General features: G+C 44.4%; 11 protein-coding genes. 10 read left to right on the top strand and 1 reads right to left on the bottom strand.

The features are described 5' to 3' along the window. Positions 1-10 precede the first annotated feature (10 nt). The 9 genes from COR50_RS20015 (at position 11) to COR50_RS19975 (ending at position 18,016) form a co-directional block, all read left to right on the top strand. Positions 11-3,610: a TonB-dependent receptor gene (locus COR50_RS20015; protein ID WP_098195643.1), complete on the top strand. Its 3,600-nt coding sequence runs from the start codon at positions 11-13 to the stop codon at positions 3,608-3,610. A gap of 13 nt (positions 3,611-3,623) precedes the next feature. After that, positions 3,624-5,120 carry a RagB/SusD family nutrient uptake outer membrane protein gene (locus COR50_RS20010; RefSeq protein ID WP_098196337.1) on the top strand — a complete coding sequence of 499 codons (1,497 nt, stop codon included), beginning with the start codon at positions 3,624-3,626 and terminating at the stop codon, positions 5,118-5,120. A gap of 615 nt (positions 5,121-5,735) precedes the next feature. Next, the gene (locus COR50_RS20005; RefSeq protein ID WP_198405721.1) at positions 5,736-8,915 is read left to right on the top strand and encodes a SusC/RagA family TonB-linked outer membrane protein; all 3,180 of its coding nucleotides are present in this window, start codon (positions 5,736-5,738) and stop codon (positions 8,913-8,915) included. A gap of 10 nt (positions 8,916-8,925) precedes the next feature. Continuing rightward, complete coding sequence (locus COR50_RS20000) at positions 8,926-10,581, top strand: RagB/SusD family nutrient uptake outer membrane protein (protein WP_098195641.1); 1,656 nt, start codon at positions 8,926-8,928, stop codon at positions 10,579-10,581. Positions 10,582-10,613: 32 nt separating this feature from the next. Then, positions 10,614-11,450, top strand: a complete 837-nt coding sequence (locus COR50_RS19995) for a hypothetical protein (protein ID WP_098195640.1) — start codon at positions 10,614-10,616, stop codon at positions 11,448-11,450. A 153-nt stretch (positions 11,451-11,603) separates the two neighbouring features. Then, positions 11,604-12,437 (top strand): ROK family protein, encoded by an 834-nt coding sequence (locus COR50_RS19990; protein WP_098195639.1) that lies wholly within the window; start codon positions 11,604-11,606, stop codon positions 12,435-12,437. A 5-nt stretch (positions 12,438-12,442) separates the two neighbouring features. Continuing rightward, a complete protein-coding gene (locus COR50_RS19985) occupies positions 12,443-15,058 on the top strand; it encodes a glycoside hydrolase family 2 protein (RefSeq protein ID WP_098195638.1) in 2,616 nt (871 codons plus the stop codon). 121 nt (positions 15,059-15,179) lie between these two features. Next, positions 15,180-16,343, top strand: a complete 1,164-nt coding sequence (locus tag COR50_RS19980) for an AraC family transcriptional regulator (protein WP_098195637.1) — start codon at positions 15,180-15,182, stop codon at positions 16,341-16,343. Positions 16,344-16,435: 92 nt separating this feature from the next. Next, positions 16,436-18,016: a Na+/H+ antiporter gene (locus tag COR50_RS19975; RefSeq protein ID WP_098195636.1), complete on the top strand. Its 1,581-nt coding sequence runs from the start codon at positions 16,436-16,438 to the stop codon at positions 18,014-18,016. 94 nt (positions 18,017-18,110) lie between these two features. Here COR50_RS19975 and COR50_RS19970 read toward each other — a convergent pair whose 3' ends face one another. After that, a complete protein-coding gene (locus tag COR50_RS19970) occupies positions 18,111-19,940 on the bottom strand; it encodes a glycosyl hydrolase family 18 protein (protein ID WP_098195635.1) in 1,830 nt (609 codons plus the stop codon). Positions 19,941-20,336: 396 nt separating this feature from the next. Between COR50_RS19970 and COR50_RS19965 the strand changes: the two genes are divergently transcribed. Continuing rightward, complete coding sequence (locus COR50_RS19965; RefSeq protein ID WP_098195634.1) at positions 20,337-21,401, top strand: LacI family DNA-binding transcriptional regulator; 1,065 nt, start codon at positions 20,337-20,339, stop codon at positions 21,399-21,401. The last annotated feature ends 32 nt before the right edge of the window (positions 21,402-21,433 follow it).

Here is a 21,433-nt window from a genome sequence, read left to right as displayed (position 1 = left end):
ATTCAAAAGTATGAAATTTCGTGCTTATTTTAGTCCAATTTATCATTGGGCAAGGGGGATATTCCGCCTATTAACGGCGAAAACCAAGGTGATTATGCCTGCTTTCCGCCCCCGGTTCTTTATCAAGTTCGCAACAGCTATCCTGCTCATTTTCAGCGTTTCTGCACATGCTGCCTTGCTCGGACAAAAAATTACAATTACTAAGAGAAATGCTCCGTTAAAGGAGATTTTAAAAGAAATTGAAAAGCAATCCGGTTATTCCTTTTTCTTTAGCGATAAGGATATCCGCATGGGGCATAATGTGAGCCTCGCAGTGAAAAACGGGGATTTACGCGATGTACTGAATCAATGCTTTGAAGGCCAAACCCTTACCTACGAGATCGTTAACAATACGGTTGTCGTAAAGCAAAGGGCTAACGCCAGCCCGGAAATGATGCCCAGTTCAGCCGCCGCCCGGATCAAAGTTTCCGGTAAGGTGGTGGATGAAACAGGACAGGCATTACCCGGAGCAACCGTGGTGGTTAAAGGATCTAATGTTGCCACGGTAACCGATGAGAATGGTAATTACTCGATCGATTGTAAGCCTACCGACATTTTGGTCGTTTCATTCATCGGTTATAAAACAGCCGAAGCAGCCGTAGAAGGTAAAAACACTTTGAATGTCATCCTGAAATTGAACGTCAACCAATTGCAGGAGCAGGTGATTACTGCCTATGGTAGCGTGAAGAAAGATCTTTATACGGGTGCAGCAGCACAAGTCAATAGGGATTTCTTCGATAAAAGACCCTTAAATAGTATCGCGAATGCCTTAGTGGGCGCTGCTCCCGGTATTCAAACTACGCTTAGTGGTGGTGCGCCAAACTCCGGTGCTGCCATTCGCTTACGTGGCTTCGGTTCTATCTCTGCGTCCAGCAGCCCGCTATACGTGGTTGATGGTGTGCCGTATGATGGTTCTATCAGTTCCCTAGATCCGGCGGATATCGAGAATATCTCCGTGTTAAAAGATGCTACTTCTGCCGCATTGTACGGTTCCAGGGGTGCCAACGGGGTTATCGTGATCACTACCAGGAAAGGAAATAAATACAAGCCTACCTTAAGTTTTACGGCCAACTACGGGGTAGTAAGGCGCGGTTTACCGGAGTATGATAGGGTTAATGCATTCCAATATGTTCCCCTGATGTGGGAATCATACCGCAATAGCATGGTATACGGAGATGATCCAATTCCTTTGGAAGATGCTTCCAAGATTGCTTCCGGTTTATACCCACGCTTTACCTCCGGGGCAAATGCCGGGAAACAAAATTATAACGGTACCGCTTACAGTGATATCAGCCAATTACTCGGTATGAACCCGTTCAATGTTCCCGGTGATCAACTGGTTGATGAAAATGGTATGATGAACCCGAATGCCCGCCTGTTATATCCTGAAGATTTAAATTGGAGCGACGCTGCTGAAAACGGTGGCAGGTCCCGCCAAAATTATCAATTGGCTTATAGCGGTGGTAGCGATAAATCTACCTATTACGGCTCATTTGGCTATACCGATATGAAAGGTTACCTCATCAGTTCTAACATGAAACGTTTCAACGGTCGTGTTAACTTGGATGTAACTCCAACTACTTGGTTTAAAACCGGGTTGAATGTAGCGGGTACGTATGTAAAGGAGAATGAAGATAATAGTAGCAGTAATACCGGGTATGTAAACCCGTTCTATTTCTCCCGCTATATTGCGCCTATTTACCCGGTACATGCCCATAATGATGACGGTACTTACGTTCTGGATGTTAACGGTAAACCGGCCTATGATTTGGGTGAAGACAGGCCCTTTGCCACCGGTAGGAACGCCGTATATGAAAACTTGCTCAATGCCAGGATTCAAAACCGTACTTTCTTAAGTGGCCGTACCTTCGGTGAGGTTACCTTCGCGCCGTTCCTGAAATTAAGAACTAATTTCAGCGCCGACATTCAAAGCAATTTCCAACAGAACTACGATAACAAAATTATCGGTGATGGCTCCCCGGCAGGACGTTCTACCAGGTATTCGGATCGTACCTTGAGCTATACATTTAACCAGTTGTTGTATTTCGATAAAAAATGGAACAAGCACGGCGTTAGCGCCATGGCAGGTCATGAAAACTATAGTTTGACTTACAATTACCTGAGTGGTAACAAGCAAGGGCAAATTGTAGATGGTATTTCTGAATTACCGAATTTCTCTACCATTAACTCGACTACTTCTTATCAAGATAGTAAGGCCATCGAAAGTTACCTGGGTAAAGTGTCTTACGATTATGATGGTAAGTATATTGTAACCGGGTCTATCCGCCGCGACGGTAACTCGAAATTTTCTCCAGATGTGCGTTGGGCAACATTCTGGTCACTTGGAGGTGCTTGGAACATCCACCGTGAAGAATTTTTCAATGCCAACTTTGTTGATTATTTACGTTTGAGAGCTTCTTATGGTAAAATCGGTAATGATGGCGGCATCAGCTATTACGCTTACCAATCGTTCTATAACTTGGGGCGTAATAACGCTACCGAGCCGGGCTTCGTTCAAGGTACATTGGGTAATAACCAGTTGACCTGGGAATCTAACAATTCCTTTGACCTGGGAGTTGAATTTAGTTTCTTTAAAGGTCGCTTATCCGGTTTGGTCGACTACTTCGATCGTAAAACGAGCGGTTTGATCTTCGATGTTCCACAACCATTGAGTAACGGGGGTACAACATCCGGAGAATTCTCTATCAGCCAGAACGTGGGTAATATGTACAATAGGGGTGTAGAACTCCAATTGACAGGTGAAGTAGTGAAAACAAACGATATTAACTACTCTATCACGCTGAATGCAACTACGTTCAAAAATGAAATCACCAAGATGCCTGTTGGTCAAGAGAAAATCATTAACGGGACCAAGCAATTGAGTGCCGGTCATTCAATCTATGATTACTACTTGCGCCATTACTACGGTGTTGATCCGGACAACGGGGATGCACTTTACATAGCGGAAACCTATGATCCTGATGATCCGGGAACTACCAAAATTATCACTAATAAGAACGGCGGGCAGGATACGGTAACCAGTTCCGTGAGTAACGCTAAGCTGATGTATGTTGGGGAATCTTCCATTCCGAAGGTATACGGTAGCATGCAACACCAGGTTAGTTATAAAGGTTTGACATTATCAGTATTATTGACTTATCAATTAGGTGGTAAAGTATATGATGGTAGCTATGCTAGCTTGATGCATGCAGGTACTTACGGTACAATATTCTCTACGGATATCCTGAAACGTTGGCAAAAACCGGGTGACATCACGGATGTGCCGAGATTGGATAATAAACGTATTTCCGATTTCTCCGCTGCCAGCGACCGTTGGCTAACCAAGGCGTCTTTCATGAATATCAATAATATTACCTTGTCATATGATTTGCCTGCAAGATGGTTGTCACGCATTAATGCCACGAGAGCCAGTATCTATGTTTCAGGTGAGAACTTGCACATGTTTTCTGCCAGGAAGGGGATGAACGTGAACGGCGAGTTTAGCGGTACCACTTCTAACTCGTACACTTATAACAGGATTATGACAATGGGTGTTAATCTTAATTTCTAAAATGATGAAGCGCATGATTTCGAATAAATTATTGAGCAAAGGGAAATACTTATCCCTCTTTTTCTTTGCCCTGGTAATGTTGTCTTGCAGCAAGGATTATTTAACAACCAATCCTACAGACCAGGTTGCAACAGAAGATGCTTTCAGTACAACAGACAACGCTTGGGCTGCTGTAAACGGTATTCACCGCTACTTGTATTCCCAGTTTTATAGTAACCAGGACCAAGGTGGTCAAAGTGCCAACATGATTTACATGAATGTAATGGGAAGGGACCTGGTAATGACGGCAGCCGGAAACGGTTGGTTCAACAATGAATATAAATGGATCTCGCACCGTATCAGTACCAGCCGGGTTCCATTCTTTAATTATGCTTTTTACTACACGATCATCGGTAATGCCAATATGATCTTAGCAAACGTGGACGGCGCTACCGGCCCCGAAGAAGATAAGATGGCAATCAAGGGAGAAGCTTATGCTTACCGTGCCTGGGCTTATTACCAGATGGTTCAATTGTTCGGGGAACGTTATGTTAAGGGTGGAGATAATTCCAGCCTGGCCGTTCCTTTGAAATTGATGCCCAACGAGCCGATCACGCCGAGGAATACCGTGGAAGAAGTATATACCCAGATCAATGCCGATTTGGATCAGGCTAAGGCCATGTTGCAAAATTATAACCGCGCCAATATTTCACATCTTGATTTGAATGTTGCTGAAGGTTTAAAAGCCCGTGTTGCATTGACTCAACAAAGGTGGGACTCCGCCGCTTATTATGCTGCCCGTGCAAGGGATGGTTTCACGTTGATGAGTGATGCAGATTATATGTCAGGGTTTAATGATTACTCCAATGATGAGTGGATCTGGGGTGTGCACCAACAGTCGGATCAAACTACTTATTATTATTCCTTCTTTGCATACATGTCCTGTAACTTCGGTTCATCGAACATCAGGGGGAATCCCAAAGCAATCTTCTCTCCATTATATGCTAAGATTACAGATACCGATGTCAGGAAGCAATTATGGGATTCTACAGGTAAAAATACCGACTTCCCCATTCCTAATAGCGGTAAACGCTACCCATATATGAGCCGTAAGTTCCGCGTTGCGGATGGCGGTAGCAGTATCGGTGACCTGGTATTGATGCGTGCCTCCGAAATGATCCTGATCGAAGCGGAAGCAAATGCCCGCGACGGTAAAACTGCCGAAGCTGCGCAAGCTTTATATACCCTGGCTCATCAACGTGATCCTAATTATGTAATGAGTACCAATACGGGTGCTGCCCTGATCGATGAGATACTAACACAACGCCGTATAGAATTGTGGGGTGAAGGTTTCGACTTCTACGATCTGAAACGTATGAACATCGCCTTGGATAGAAGGGGTGGAAATCATAATTCAAGTCTTGCCGGTGACGTTCTTTACGTAGAACCGACTGACAAAAGATGGCAATTCGTAATACCGCAAGATGAAATCAACAACACCAATGGTATAGTTGTCCAAAACCCATTGTAATAGAAATTGTTGTGATTCTAAATGGTGCCGGTGGAACATATTTATGTTCTGCCAGGCACCATTTTTTTTGAAGTATGTTTTGTTATAACCCATCAAGATTGTTAACCGAAGGAGGATCCCTTTGTATATCCATATGACAAGTTTGTTAAATTTTTGCGCAAAATGAGGATAGGTATGCGCAAAACAAGGTTGATTTTACTGTCTAGTCATAATATATTTGTTTAAGTTAATGCCTTGGGAATATTTCATCAGATGTTGCATGAAAAGTATAAAGCGATATTCCAAGCTTACGCGATGAAAAACGATGACTTGTTCAACCAAAATGCTGTATTCATTCAAAAAATAAACCCAGGTAGGAAACAGATCAACCAAAATTGTGCAATGACGCTTAGCTTAGGTTAATTCACAACAAGCTACTCTGAGCTTTGCTCCTTTCAATCGAAATACAAGGTACTGACCGGGATGGCCAACTCCCGGAACGGACCGTCATTGCCCTAAGGTTTCATGATGCATATAAGATGTTGACTTAATAAAGAAAAGTAATGGCCGCAACAAATCAACCGATCGTCTTAATTAACTCCTAACCGGAGTATGGCATGATAAAAATCGATTTATATGAAAACTCTACAAATGCTGCACGAATCACGGGGAGTTATGATCAGCATCCGCTTGCTTATGATCATGATTTCGCTACTCGCGATTCCCCCTTCCATGTACGCCGCGGGCGGTAAATACATGGAACTATCCCCCCGGCAATCAAGAACCGTCAAAGGTACGGTAAGCAATGCTTCCGGCGAACGATTGATCGGGGTCAACATCTTGTTAAAAGGTACTTCTAAAGGAACGGTGACCGATGCACAAGGCGCCTTTAGCATGGAAGTTCCTTCTAATGATGCCGTTTTAATATTCTCTTACATCGGGTTTAAAGCAAAGGAAATCCAGGTAGGTACGCAAACAAACCTCAGCATCGTATTGGATGCCGACCTGGGTAATTTGGATGAGGTGGTGGTGATGGGTTACGGTACCCAAAAGAAAAAATTAGTGACGGGCGCCACTGTCCAAGTGAAAGGCGAGGAGTTACGCAAGTTAAATACGGTGAACCCTTTAGGCGCTTTACAAAGCCAGGCGCCGGGTGTAAACATTACCCAATCTTCCGGTATGCCGGGGGAAGGTTTTAAGGTCGTAATACGTGGTCTCGGCACCGTGGGCGATGCCAGCCCCCTTTATATCATCGACGGTTCTCCCGGGGGTGATATTAATAGTATTAACCCGGCTGATATCGAATCTATCGACGTTCTAAAAGATGCTGCCTCTGCTGCGATTTACGGTTCCAGGGCTGCCAACGGGGTAGTATTAGTTACTACGAAACAAGGGAAGGCCGGAAAGATGAAGATCTTTATCGATGGGTTTTACGGGGCACAGAATGTATACCGCATGCCGCAGGTATTGAATGCACAGCAATATGCGGTGATCGTGAACGAAGCCAGGTTGATGGATGGACTTACTCCTTACGATTTTGCTGCCGATGTTCCCGACTGGGATAAAATTGCGAACGGCTCGTGGAAAGGAACGAATTGGTTGGACCTTTCCCGTAATAAAAATGCGCCGACACAGAACTATACGCTGAACTTTAGCGGTGGTAACGAACAATCTGTTTATTCCGTTGGTTTCGGATTTACTTCCCAGGAGGGTATCTTGGGAAAACCCGCGCAACCGGATTACGAGCGTTATACCGCCAGGATCAACTCGGAGCATACGCTGTACAAACATAATGATCGCGCTATCGTGAAATTGGGTGAGAACCTGTTGTATTCTTTCGTTCAGAACAACGGTATCGCTATTGGTGATATGTGGTATAATGATGTTCGTAACCTGATCAAAACAAACCCTTTCCTTCCGAATTTAGATGAGAACGGGGAATACCATTACGCGATTCCTTGGGAAATCAGGACAGCCAACCCCATCGCCCAGATGGATGTGCGCTCAAAAAATTTAAATAAGAATCACAACCTGAAAGCCAATATATTCTTAAACATCGAACCGGTCAAAGGCTTGGTGTTGAACTCGAATTTTGGTTATACGCTCAATGCGGGAAGTTACCGCAGCTTTAACCCGAAATATAGCTTCTCTTCTACGGTATTTAATACTTTGGAATCCGTTTCGCAAAGCATGTGGGCCGGGATGAGCTATACTTGGCAAAATACGCTGACGTACCAATTTTCTTTGAGAGAGAAGCACAACTTCAACGCGATGGTAGGACAATCATTAGAACAATACGGGCTCGGTGAAAGTTTGAATGCAGCTAATGGTAATCCTATTTTTCATGATTTTAAACATGCGTATATCAGCAATGCGCCATTGACGGAAATCAATGCCGCTACTTCGATGGGCGGGACGCCTTGGGGTAAAAGCTCTATCGCTTCTTTCTTCGGTCGCGTGAACTACGATTATGCTGATAAATATATGCTCTCCCTGGTATTACGCGCTGATGGTTCTTCTAACTTCGCGGAAGGCAACCGCTGGGGGTATTTCCCTTCCGTGTCCGCTGGTTGGATCATGACTTCTGAACCTTTCATGCAAAAAATTTCTACCGCGGTTAATTTCTTGAAATTAAGGGCCAGCTGGGGACAAAATGGTAACCAGTCCATAGCGCCATTCCAATACTTATCTCCGATATCTAATAATGCGCAATACACTTTCGGGGATGATAAAACGGTTCCGTTAATTGGTTCTTACCCCAGGATTTTACCGAATGAAGATGTTAGCTGGGAAGTTTCCGAGCAAACCAATATCGGCTTGGATGCGCGTTTCTTGAATAGTCGCCTGGGACTTGCCTTCGATTACTATATCAAGAAAACGAAAGATTGGTTGGTCGTTGCACCGCAATTAGCTTCTTACGGCACGGGAGCACCTTATATTAACGGTGGAGATATCGAGAATAAAGGTATCGAGCTAGCCGTAGATTGGAAAGATCATATCGGTGCCTTCCAATACGGGGTAAATGCCAACATGGCTTATAATAAGAACAAGGTAACCCGCCTGGCCAATTCGGAAGGAATCATTCACGGTGGAACGGACGTTCTCTTCCAAGGTTCTACCGAGAGTTACCGCGCGCAGGTCGGCTACCCGGTTGGTTTCTTCTATGGTTACCAAACTGCCGGGATCTTCCAAACACAGCAAGAAGTGGATGAATATAAAGGTGCCAAGTTGGATGGAACGCGCGAAGGGGATGTTATTTGGGTAGACCGCGACGGTGACGGCGAAATCACGCCAAACGATCGTGGTATGATCGGAAACCCGCATCCCGATTTCTTGGTAGGCTTGGGTTTAAATGCCAGCTATAAGGGATTCGATATCAGTATTCAAATGCGCGGTGTTTTCGGGAATCAAATTTTAAGGTCATACCGTTCCTGGAGTGATTCCCCGAAGGATAATTTCACTGCCGACATATTCGACCGTTGGCACGGCGCCGGGACCTCCAACAGGTTCCCTAGGCTTAGTACGAATGTGCATACCAACAGGCAATACGTTTCTGATTTGTACATGGAAGACGGGGATTACGTGCGGATGCAAAATATCACCATAGGATATGATTTATGCAGGTTGTTCCCGCGTACTTTCTTACAAAAGGCACATGTGTACGTGGGTGCGCAAAACCTGTTCACGATCACCAAGTACCCCGGTATGGATCCCGAAATCGGTTATGGTGCAGGGCAAGGATGGGTTTCTGGAATCGATCTTGGTTTTTATCCAAGCCCTAGAACCTATATGGTGGGTATTAATCTGAACTTCTAAAACTAGCGACATGAAAAGAATCATCATCATAATGATTGCAGCCGTCTCCTTGGTGGCCTGTAACAAATTCTTAGATACGGAGAACCTCACCGAAAAGGATACATCCAACTATCCCGGGAACCAGGATGAGGTTAATAATTTACTCACCGGCGTATATGCCGCTGCCCGCGCCATGGAAATGGACGAAAATGCGCGTTGCGCGTTTGTGGTAGGAGAGGTGCTTTCGGACGACCGCTTCGGTGGCGGTGGGCCGGATGATAAGGATTGGGCCAACCTCGAAAAATTTGTATTGTCGGATCCGAACATGTTCCGCGATACCTGGTCAAACGCATATAGAAGCATCTTCCGGGTAAACATGTTGTTGAGATCCCTGGATATGATTACTTGGGATAGCGAGGCCTCCCGTTCGTACGTTGAAGGACAAGCTTATTTCCTGAGAGCCTATTCTTATTTCTACCTAGCCAAGTTATTCGGAACGGCGCCGCTAGTACTCTCACCCGATCCAGAAAACCTGCCGAGAGCCAGTGCAGATGAACTTTTTGGCCAGATCGCTGCCGATTTGAAAATGGCTATCGAAAAGATGCCAAACACCCCTAAAGTAGCTGAAAGAGGCAGGGCCAGTAAATGGGCGGCCGAAGCATTGATGGGCAGGGCTTACCTGTTCTATTCCGGGTATTATAAGAATGAAACCATCAACTTACCGGGTGGCGGTACCATGGGTAAAACAGAGGTTGTTAATTATTTAGACGATTGCATTACTCATAGCGGCTATGACCTTTACCCGGATTTTCGCAATTTATGGCCTTATAGCAACTTGCTTTCTAAAAGGGATGGCTATCCTTACTCTATTGATAATGATCTGCAATGGGCCGGGGAAAGTGGTGGTAACTATGAAACCATCTTCGCTTTTCAAAATGCTGCGAAAGTGACTTGGGATAACGTGGGAGATTGTAACCGCATCAACTTATATTTTTCTCCCCGTGAGCAGGATGAAGCGGGTATCTTCCCTTATGGAAAAGGTTGGGGTTTTGGCCCGGTAAACCCGCAATTATGGAATAACTGGCCACAAAACGATCCGCGTAAAAAAGGCTCTATCATCGATGTTACCGACGCAGATAACGAAATGCCGGCTTACCAATGGGCTGCCGATCATCAACAGCACGAATCCGGCCTTTGGCAAAAGAAATACATCGCCGTAAACGTGAAAAAGGACGGTGGATTCGTGAATTATAGTAAAGAATTATACGGCGAAATGGTAAATGATGATTATCAAATCAATAATACCCAGGACCTGGTGATTATCCGCTTTGCGGATGTATTGTTGATGGCTGCCGAATTGAAAAAAGATGCCGCACCTCTAAACCTCGTGCGCCAAAGAGTAGGCTTGGGCGCCGTTGCATATTCGGATAATGCGCTCCGCAACGAACGCCGCTGGGAATTGGCTTTCGAAGGTTTGCGCTATTTTGACCTGATGCGTTGGGGCATTGCTGCACAAGCCTTGAACAATCAAAACGGTGTAGAAATTCAAAATGATGGTGTACCAACCAACCTGGATCTAGGCGACCAAGTGGGACGATTCAATGAAACGGGTGGTTTTATGCCCATCCCTGAAGCGGAAATTCAACTTTCATCCGGCGTTTTAAAGCAAACACCTGGTTGGGAATAACATCTTTACAACATTCATTTAAATAGAATGATATGAAACATATTATAAAGCTATTGATACCCATGATCGTTTTGTTCGCTTGCGAACCGGTCGTAGATGATAAACCCATGGGGGGAGTGGTTCCGGAAGATCAACTCAGTTTAGTCGTGGAATCCGTTTCGGAAGGAAGCAACGAAATCCTGATGGAAAATAATACGCCGGGCGTCGGGTCTTATTGGGACTACGTTATCGGTAAATCTACCAAGCAAAAGGAAGTTGTACGTTTACCTTTCCTCGGGGAAACGACCATTACTTTTACGGGTCTGTGTGATGGCGGCACCGTGACTACTACCAGGAAGGTTAATGTGACTAAAATCGATAAACCTGCGGAGGCAGAATGGACTATTTTCGGCGGTGAGGATCCTGCCGGTAAAGTTTGGGAATGGGATCCGGAGAGTTTCGGCGGCATTGTATACGGTACTGCCGGCTACGGGAATGATTTTGGTCCGGGCTGGAGCGTTTTCGGAATTGGCGATGAAGTGTTCGGCGGTAAAGTAGTGAGCGCTGATGAAGAAATGGTATTTGACCTGAATGGCGGCGCAAATTTTACCCGTCGTAAGGTAGGTGGAGATGTGATCGAGAAAGGTACCTTTAAATTTGATATGTCCAAGAAAAAGGTGAAGGAAAATGGCACGGTATGGAGTATCGGGGAATTGCAGTTTTCTGGAGCCACCGTATTATCCGGCAGCAGTTGTTGGGATACGGCCCCGGTATATGTATTCGATATAATCTCTCTTTCAGATGATAAGATGGTATTGGCCTGGGCTGAGCCGGGGATCGAGTTTGAAGTGTGGAACGAAGCAACGTTTTGGTGTTTTAAAGCGAAGTAATAAGCACCTGGTATATTTTTAGTACGTAGGATTTGAGATGATAAAAAGCAGTATTAACCGTTTTTTGTCTATTAAAATTATCCCGGTTTCGCACCGGGATAAATCCTCGATATTTATTTATTCATTCTATAAAATAATTCAAAGCATATCCTCATGATGTTAGGTATTGATCTAGGTGGAAGTAATGTCAGGATCGGGCAGATAAGTGATGGGAAAGTGGTTAAAAAAATCGTGGAGCCAAGTATGGCTGGTTTGTCATTGGAAGATTCGTTAGCGTATTTTAAGAAATTAATCCGCGGCATGATGACGGATGATATCGAAGGAATTGGAATCGGGGTGCCTTCGGTAGTAGACATCGCCAGGGGTATTGTTTATAATGTAGCCAATATTCCCGCTTGGCAAGAAGTTCCTTTGAAAGAGATTTTATCCGCAACATTCAATGTACCGGTATTCATCAATAATGATTCGAATTGCTTCGTATTAGGTGAAAAAGAATTTGGGATCGGCCGGGAATTTAAAGATGTAGTGGGAGTGACGCTAGGAACCGGTGTCGGTGCGGGGATCATCATCAATGATCAATTATACGCGGGAAAGAATAGCGGGGCAGGAGAAATAGGTTGTATTCCATACCTCGAAGCAACCTTGGAGCATTATTGCGGAAGCGAATTTTTTAAGTTGCATAATACGACCGGGATGATCGCCGCGGAGAAAGCCTTGGAAGGAGAACTGGGCCTTTGGAAAGAATTTGGGAAGCATATCGGGGTATTAATGCAAACGATCCTGTTTGCTTACGATCCGCAGCTTATTATTATCGGTGGCGGAATTGCTGGTGCTTTCCCTTATTTTTCGGATGAAATGTATACCATCATGGAAAGTTTCCCTTACCCGGAGACGATTAAAAATATTCAGATCAAAGTTTCCCGTAACGCGGATATCGGTATTTTGGGTGCGGGCGCTTTAGTTGTAAACAAGATTGAAATGTATTAATTGTTATGAAGAAGAACTTGTTTTTACTGGCGGTAGCAGGGATCTGCTCCTGGTGCCACCCGGATGTATCGGCGCAGCAGAAGACAAATGCTCATGGAGAAATACTACTCTCCGGTAATTGGAAAATCCAGAGTGCCGCCAAGGTACATGATGATGGCAAGAAATTATCTACATCGCAAGGGAATACTGTCAACTGGTTCCCGGCAAATGTACCCTCAACCGTCATGGCTACCTTGACGGCTAATGGACTATACAAGGATATTTTCCTGGCGGATAACTATAAAAAGGCGGATCGCTCGGCATTTGATACATCTTGGTGGTATCGAACAAGTTTCGCTTTACCCCTGGAGCCAAACAAACGTGTTCACCTGGTATTTGATGGTATTTCTTACCGCGCTAATATCTGGATCAACGGCAAATTGATTGCACCTAAAACGCAAGTGTACGGCTCCTTCTGCCGTTACAGTTTCGATATTACCGGTGTCGCCAAACCGGAAAATTTCCTGGCAGTCGAAGTATTCCGTGCTCAGAAAGGGGAACCGAATATCGGTTTCGTAGATTGGAATCCCCGGCCGCTCGATGAAAGCATGGGGCTTTTCCGCGATGTAAAAGTCGTAATTACCGGGGATATTGGCATTGAGAATAGCTGGGTGAAGACGATCGTTGACACCGCTACTTTAAAATCCGCACAACTAACGGTTCAAACCGAACTAGTCAATTATAGCGATCATCCCGTGAACGGGACTTTGGAATTGAAGTTGGAAGGAAAACATTATTCTAAGCCGGTCAGCCTTGCCGCGAAACAAAGACAATTGGTTAAGATCGATCCCGCGCAGATGAAGGCTTTATCAATCACGAATCCGCGCCTTTGGTGGAGCCATGATCTTGGCAAACCTGAATTATACCAACTTAACCTGGCATTCGTATCCGGTAATAAAACAAGCGACCGTAAAACTGTCACCTTCGGTATACGGCAGATCGATACCTATTTTACTGGGGAAGGACATCGCGGTTATAAGTTGAATGGAAAGAAAGTGTTCATTAAGGGCGCCGGGTGGACGGATGATATATTCCTGCGTGATACGCCGGGATCCAACGAGCGGCAAGTACGGTACGTGAAAGATATGAACCTGAATACGATCCGTTTTGAAAACATCTGGGGAACTTCTCAAAACATTTATGACCTCTGCGATCAATACGGCATCCTTGCATTGGTTGGATGGAGCTGCCAATGGGAATGGGAAGGCTACTTGGGCATACCGGACGATGATTTCGGTTGCATCCGCTCCGAACACGATATCAATTTGCTGACGCGGTATTTTGAAGACCAGGTAAAATGGTTGAGAAATCATCCCGCTATCATCGCTTGGTATGGTGGTAGTGATAAATTGTTAAGGCCGGAATTGGAGCGGCGCTATTTATCCTTCTTAAAAGAGAACGATAATCGCCCGTATATCGGTTCCGCCAAGGGTTTGAAAAGCGACGTAACCGGCCCCACGGGCATGAAGATGCTCGGACCCTATGAATATGTAGGACCCAATTATTGGTTTATTGATGACAAATTGGGCGGTGCGTATGGATTCAATACGGAAACCGGGACCGGGGCGCAATTACCTGTTCTGGAGTCTATAGAAAAGATGATCCCCCCGGATCAGCTTTGGCCAATCGGCGCTACATGGGATGCTCATTGCACCACATCATCTACGGCATTGAACAGCCTGAAAGTTTTGACCAAGGTCATGGATGCTAAATACGGCGCTGCTGTTAACCTGGAAGATTATATCAATAAAGCGCACTTGTTAGGCTACGAATCTACTAAGAGCATGTTCGAAGCTTTCCGCGTGAAGCAACCGAAAACAACGGGTGTTATTCAATGGATGTTGAACTCGGCCTGGCCGTCGATGTATTGGCAACTCTATGATTATTACGGTATACCCACCCCGACCTATTACGGGGTGAAAAAAGCAAACCAACCGGCACAATTGATTTATAATTATAAAGATCAAGGTATTTATTTCGTCAATGAATCAACAGTTGCTCTCAAAGGAGCTAAGGCGATCGTGGAAGTATTCTCTTACGATTCAAAGCGTTTATTGAAGGAAAAGATTGATATTTCAGGCTCATCGGAACTGGCCAGGAAAATATTTACCCTCGATAAAATGGATCGGAACACTTTCCTTTCATTGAAGTTGGTTGATGGGAAAGGTAAATTGATAACGGATAATTTTTATACCCTTTCTTCCGGCCAAGATGTTTATGATTGGGAAAATTCGGATTGGGTAGGCTCGCCCATGTTATCTTATGCTAGCTTTAAAGAATTAAACGAACTGCCAAGCGCCAGCTTGGAAAAGGAGCTGATGACTGCACCGGGTAACCGTATGTTACAGGTAAAGATTAAAAATACCGGGGAAAACATAGCCTTCTTCGTAAACTTGAAATTGAAGGATGCGCAAGGTAATATCATTGTTCCCGTTACCTGGTCGGATAATTATTTCACTATTTTGCCAGGAGAAGCTAGGATCGTGGAGTGCAAGTTGCCGATGGATATGGAAAAGTTAGGCGCAACCTCTATCCAGCTTGCAGCTTGGAATGTGCGTCCATGGATAATTGCAATGAATTAGCCTAATTATAGTACGTGGAAAAATGTATGAAGGCATGGAGATCATATGATTCCATGCCTTTCATGCTTCAATAGATTAAAATCCTTACATTTAGAACTATACTTTAAATAGCTGGAACCATATGCCGCGGATTATCTTGCTAACTGATTTTACCGAAGATTATGCCAATGGACTTCTGAAAGGAATCGTGAATTACTCCAAGGGTAGGGGATCTTGGGTGTTATGTAAAATGCCGTTGTCGTACCGGGAAGTACACGAAGTGGAAGGCGTTTTGGAATGGGCATTGAAATGGAAGGCCGATGGGATCATCGCGCAGTTTTATAATAGCGACAATGTTAAAATCTTTCAAGAAAACGGTATTGCCGCCATTGCGCAAGATTTTAAACAGCGGTTTACCGATATTCCCAATATCACGGGAGATCATTACCTGGCGGGTAAGATGGGGGCGGCTTATTTTATCAAGAAAGGATTCCAGCACTTCGGCTTTTACGGTTTTAAAGGGATCGTTTGGTCGGAAGAACGTTGTGAAGGGTTTAAGAACGAATTGGAGAAAAACGGGTTCCACGACCGATTTTTCGAATATCAAAATGAAGAATCCACGGATTTATGGTATTATGAATCGGCGCCGCTGATGGATTGGTTGCGTAACTTACCCAAGCCGGCCGCGGTCATGACCTGCGATGATCACCAGGGGCATCATATTATCGAAGTTTGCAACCAGGCGGGCATCCAAATTCCCGATGAAATCGCCGTTCTAGGTGTGGATAATGATGAAATCATCTGCACATTATCCGATCCGCAGCTTTCTTCTATTCACCAAGATGTTGAGCAAGGCGGCTACGAGGCAGCCCGGTTGATGGAAAGCATGATCGAAAGACCAGGTGATCTGCATGATGACGTGATCGTAAACCCCACCCATATCGTTACCCGTAAGTCAACAGATGTGTATGCCACGCAAGATGCACAGATATCGATCGTATTGAAATACATCCACCAAAACTTGGATCGCAAGCTGAATGTAAACGAGTTATTGAAATTGGTGCCGCTTTCCCGGCGCTTGTTGGAATCCCGTTTTAAAAATGCCACGAATTACTCGATCTATTCTTATATCCTCAATCTGAAAATAGAAAAGTTTGCAGAAAAATTATTAGAAACGAACAGCCCGATAGTCGAGATCGCGATAGAAATGGGTTTCATAGAGTACAAAAATATTTCCCGTCAATTTAAAGCAAAGATGGGTTGCACTCCTACCGAATACCGGTCGCGTTATGCCGTTAATAATTAAAAAAAAATGTTAGTTTCAATCACTTATCATCCAAATCGGTAGTTCGGCATCAGAAAATTTTATAATTTTCCTATTATCTCAATGATGCAAATATGATCGGGAATTTCACATTTTATTTAAGTTTAATTGTTCTGCTGGTTTTAATTATCATGCTGGCAAATAAGATTAAGGTCGCATACCCTGTATTATTAGTTATTACGGGACTGGCTGTTAGCTTTATTCCGGGGCTGCCGCCATTCCATATAGACCCGGAGTTGATATTCATCATTTTTTTACCGCCCCTGCTTTACGAGGCAGCTTGGGCTATATCCTGGAAAGAACTGTGGCACTGGCGAAGGATAGTAGGCAGCTTTGCATTCATCGTTGTTTTTTTTACCGCTACGGCAGTTGCCATTGTTTCCAATAAAATAATTCCCGGATTCTCGTTAGCGATGGGTTTCTTGCTGGGTGGTATCGTTTCCCCGCCGGATGCAGTGAGTGCAGGTTCCATCCTGAAATTCGTAAAAGTGCCGCGCCGCGTATCTTCTATCTTGGAAGGAGAGAGTTTGATGAACGATGCTTCTTCGCTAATCATATTCCAATTTGCAATGATCGCGGTTGGAACAGGACAATTTATTTGGTACAACGCAGCGGCGAGTTTCGTTTGGATGGTAGTAGGTGGCATCGGGATCGGGCTGCTAGTGGGATGGATTTTCATGAAAATTCATAAGAACTTGCCAACCGACACGAATATGGACATTATACTATCGATCGTTGCCCCTTACGTGATGTACCTGGTTGCGGAGGAATTACATAGCTCCGGTGTGATGGCCGTTGTAAGTGGTGGCTTATTACTTTCGAATAAACGGCATGAATTTTTGAGCAGCAGCTCCCGTTTGAGGGGCGTAAATGTATGGCAAAGCTTGGTATTCGTGTTAAATGGACTGGTATTTATATTAATCGGCTTAGATCTTTCGGAGATCAGGGCAGGCTTAGCTACGGAAGGTGTCAGTTTAAGCCAGGCGATCGGTTACGGTTTATTGATAAGCGCTGTATTGATATTGGTGAGGATTATCGCGGCATATGGCGCCGTGATTACGACGCTGATCGCGAGGAATTTTATAACGGTGGCAGACGCCAGTAACCCAGGCATTAGGGTGCCTTTTATCCTGGGATGGACGGGGATGCGCGGTGTCGTTTCTTTGGCGGCAGCATTATCAATCCCCGTACAGATGGACAATGGTTTACTTTTTCCGCAGCGTAACCTGATTCTGTTTATTACATTTATCGTCATTCTGACCACCTTGCTCGTTCAAGGACTAACCTTGCCGGTGATCATTAAAAAGATCGGTTTGCCGGTTTATAAAGATTACTTACCGGAAGAAGAATCGGTCGAAATATTACGCAAAGGAGTAGCCGGCCATGGCTATAACTTTTTGACAACGGAATATAGTGAGCAATTGTCGAAGCACCCGTTCCTGCAACAACTAGCGGATAAGTTGCGGGGTAAAAGCAGCGATGAAATAGATTATGCGGTAACCGGGGAAAGCAGGGAAATTTATCTCGAGGTAATTAGTAAACAACGGCAATGGTTACTGGAATTGGGACATTCTAAGGATAAGCATGATGAAGAGGTGATCCGTAATTATTTGTTGCAATTGGATATAGAGGAGGAACGCATCAGGCTAAGCTAGCGAGCATTTTAATAAGAAATTAGCGGTCACCCAAAAGGGCGACCGCCGGCATGGCTGCTTTCTTGGTCTGAAAGACCCGATTTATATGAAATCTTTAATCACCTAAACTGTATTTAACATTCACGTTAGATAAGTAAACCTGCATGGAATTGGGGGGCGTATATGGTGAGGCCGTTCCGGAATTGCCGGAACCGTTTACACAGAGACTATTGATATCACTCAAGGATGATAATTCCCCTGAAGCCGGGAAGTCAACTAAAGAAGCGCCCGTTGCAAGCCTTGTACCATTCACCCAAACATTAAAAGTTTGTGCCGGCAAAGTATAAGTGCTCCCGCCTTTATTATAAGTAGTTGAAATACTGTTATTATTACAATACAGTTCGACTTTATAATTACCCGTTTTATTAAAAGTGGTATTATTGATGACATTATACCCGTAACTGCTGTTCCTGTATGAAAGCGTTGCATAACTACCACCGTAAAAGTCTAACCGGATAGCGCCAAATACTCCCGGTGTATAGGTAGATGTTAACTGGTTCGTATTGTTAAATACGGTACTGCCCGTAGTACTGTACCCGAAAGGTATAATCAATTGACCATTTGTATAAGCAGCATCTAATTCAAGTTCGAAAGAGAGCGCGGCAATAGCTTCCGATTCATCAATATTATACCAGGAATATTTAGAAGGGTTACTCGTAGCGCTGGAAGTCATCTTTAATCTCGGTATACCTGTAGCTGAGCTTAACTCGAAGGAACCGCCGCAATTCGCCGGTAAATGTACCTTTCCATAACCGTAATACGGAGCGGGTAAGAAACCGGGATTTCCTTTGTATGAAACGGAGTACTTGATCGCGGTAGAATCCCCGAAAGTGCTGCTACCACCCGTGTACAGGTTGTAACGCCAGTTTACATATGGGCTGGTCCAACCACTATCGATATTAATTTTATCATCTATGGCTTTCAAGAGGGAAAGGGAGCCGCTAGCATCTTGTAACACTTGCCAGAACATGATACCGCCGCCACCGTTTTGTGCGAGGGCAGTCTTGTTCTGAATCGTGGTAATGCCATTATAGTTAACGAAATACCCATCGGTTCTTCTCACGCTGTCCTGGTATTCACTGCCGGGATAGGCTGCAACGATCTGCGAAAACTTCATCGAATATAAGCTCCCGGATACGGTATAATAACCGTAGAAAGGTACACCGATTACCACTTTGTCAGCAGGCATTCCCCGGTCGTTTTTCCAGTAATCAAGATGTTGTGTTGCATAGCTGTAAGGCGAATGTTCATCACCTGCTTTATCGTAAGCCATCACGTTGATGAAGTCGAATGCCGCCAAGCAAGAGTCGGTAATCCTGCTGCGGGTCCACCAGGCAACGGCGGCGGTCAGTAATTTGCCCTGCGGTTTTAATTCGGCGGATAAATCCAGGATAAAAGCTTCGTAATTAGAGTCGATATTATCACCTTCCAGGTCTACATCGATACCATCTACCCCGTACAAGGACACGAGATCAACGATGTTATCTACAAAGTCTGCCCGGTTGGCAGTAGTTAGAAGATCTGCATACTGGCTTTGGTTGGAGCCGCCACCTAGCGACAGCAGAACTTTTACATCGTTCATATGCGCCTTGGAAACAATGGTATCTAAGCCGGTTCCTTGTGAAGCGGGGAAGTCGCCGTTAACATCAGGGTTGAAGAACGCGATGTTTAGGTGCGTGATCTTGCTGAAATCGAAGGCATCGATATGGTCGGCCAATGTGCTGGTGTACTTCGGTAGATAAGCGATGACTTTAAACCCGCTGCTCCCGGAAGTGATGCCGGCGCTCAGTGGTTTTCCGCCCGGTTTTTGTTGAAGAATTTGCTGCTTGTTACAAGCTAAAGCTATTGTAGTTAACAGCAGCAATAAGTAAATAGTAGTTTTCATTTAAATTGGATTTACATGGAGAAAGAATGAATTTAACTATAGGGAAAAGCCAATCGTAATCGGTCCGCGCACCGTTATGCACGCTGGAAAAGTCCTGTCATATACATTTTGTCAATATCTTATTGGGATACCGGGGAATAAGGAATATTGCTGCGCAATACTAATTATATGCGAGCATTGAAGAAGGTTGGCTGTCTTTTATGAAAAATTCGTGTACGTACACAAAAATATTTATTATTTTTAGATTTCCAAATATTTTTACCTGGTCAGTTTGATTTTCGTGGTAGAACGGATGCGGGAAATAAATTTTAAATGGAACAGCCTTGAATTTCGTAATTTCGAAAGTAGTAATGATTCTACGGTAATGACAACTGGTAAAACCACAATAATTGATACATGAAAAATGAAGGGGCACCCAGCCAAGTAGGCGTGAAGGAAATAGCAAAGAGGGCGAATGTTTCTATCGGTACGGTAGATCGTGTTTTAAACAACCGTACCGGTGTTGCGGTGAAGACCAGGGAAAAGATTTTAAAGATCATAAAGGATCTGGATTATCAGCCCAATATGATGGCAAGGAGGTTGGCCTCAAAGCGAACGTGGAAATTGGCTGTCCTCATCCCGGCAGCGTCGGGGGAAACTGGGTATTGGGATGCACCGTTGAACGGCATAAGGCAAGCTGCTGCGGAGGTCAGGGATTTCGGCGTCATTGTTAACGAGTTCCTGTTCGATCAGAATGATAAATCAACCTTTTCTGCCAGGGTCAACCAAATCATGAAACAAGAGTTTCACGGTATTTTATGCGCACCCATGTTCGAGGAGGAAACGAATAAATTGGTGAAGAAATGCGGCACCAAGAATATTCCTTTCGTATTTATTAACTCCGATATGGATCATATGCAACGCTTGAGTTATATCGGTCCGGATTTATACCAGAGCGGCTACCTCGGGGCTCACCTGGTACATTATATATTACGTGAAAAGCAACAGGTGTTGATCGTGAACATTTCGAAGGAGATGGATCTACACCATCACCTCTTAAAGAAGGAAGAGGGGTTCAGAGCTTATTTTGATAATAACGGCGTCAATGCAAAAATATTGAAGACCGATATCCGTCAAACGGATTACCGTTCGGTAAAGAATAAGCTGAACCGTGTGCTGAAAGAACATGAGGTGCAGGTTATTTTTGTCACCAATTCAAGAGTGTCAACAGTAGGGAAGTTCTTGGAAGAAACGGGAAAGCCGGATATCAAGCTCTTAGGATACGATTTTTTACCGGAGAATATCGAATACTTGAAAAAATCATTCATTGATTTTCTCATTTGTCAAAAACCGCAGGAACAAGGTCATAAAGGCATTATGGCATTGTATAATTACCTCGTTTTGGGTAAGCAAGTGGATATGGTGCAACATATGCCGATCGATATCATCACGAAGGAAAATTACCGGAATTACCGGAATTGATCAACGTTCATCCGTAGAGACAAGGCATGCCT

The organism is Chitinophaga caeni (assembly GCF_002557795.1).
GTDB lineage: Bacteria > Bacteroidota > Bacteroidia > Chitinophagales > Chitinophagaceae > Chitinophaga > Chitinophaga caeni.
Note: the sequence above shows the minus strand (reverse complement) of the source record. Positions and strands in the feature narration are given on the sequence as shown.